We start from the raw sequence: 864 nt of genomic DNA, 5'->3' as shown, positions 1-864 counted from the left end.
GAGCGTTTGGCAGGGCAGGGTAGAGTGTTGTTGAGAGGCTCGGGTACGGAGCCTCTAATCCGGGTTATGGCTGAGGGCGAGGATGCGGACTTGGTGAATTCAGTGGTGAACTCTCTGGTTGAAACGGTCCAGAATGCAATTGGTTAAGTAATTGGGTAAAAAGTCGTAATGGGTTGCTTGTAAGTAAAGATTAACTCGGTTAGTATTTGCGCCCTTCTGAAAAGCTGGTGTTATATATGCGTAGCAAGATTGTTGCGGGAAATTGGAAAATGAATGGTAGTGTTGCATTTATGCAGGACTACTTGCAGGCATTTAGCGATCAAGCATCGTCTAACGTGCCTGACGATGTGCAAGTGCTAATCGCACCGCCGACAGTTTTACTTTCCGGCTTTTTTGAAGCAAGTAAAGACTCCGGTATCCAGTTGGCAGCTCAGAATGTTGCTGGTTTTGACGAAGGTGCGTTTACTGGTGAAGTATCTGCGCCTATGTTGAGCGATGTAGGTTGTCAGTGGTCGTTAGTTGGGCACTCAGAGCGTAGAGCTTTGTTCGGAGAGACTGATAGTGATGTTGTTGCTAAAATCTCCCGTTTGCTAAAGGCTGGTATTAAGCCGGTTTTGTGTGTAGGTGAGACTCTGGAAGATCGAGAAGGTGGTAGAGCGCAGGAAGTTGTTGCGACGCAAGTCGGCGCTGTGCTGAAGCAATTTTCTTCGCAAGAACTGTCTGATTTGCTTATTGCTTATGAGCCGGTTTGGGCAATTGGGACAGGCGAAACAGCAACGCCAGAGCAAGCTCAGGAAATGCACGCTTATATTCGGCAGCAGGTTTCAGAAAAGTCTGCGGACTTAGCTGAAAATATGGCAATTC

Annotated in this window: 1 protein-coding gene and 1 pseudogene; both read left to right on the top strand. The window is 47.5% G+C overall.

Features of this window, described 5'->3' with window-relative positions; all coding sequences use genetic code 11:
• Positions 1-147: pseudogene (gene glmM / locus A3766_RS28750) on the top strand (phosphoglucosamine mutase); the annotation flags it as partial.
• Between the two features lie 89 nt (positions 148-236).
• The coding region (gene tpiA, locus A3766_RS04630; protein ID WP_068641811.1) for a triose-phosphate isomerase at positions 237-864 on the top strand (628 nt) is incomplete at its 3' end.

It is taken from the genome of Oleiphilus sp. HI0132 (genome assembly GCF_001635845.1).
Note: the sequence above shows the minus strand (reverse complement) of the source record. Positions and strands in the feature narration are given on the sequence as shown.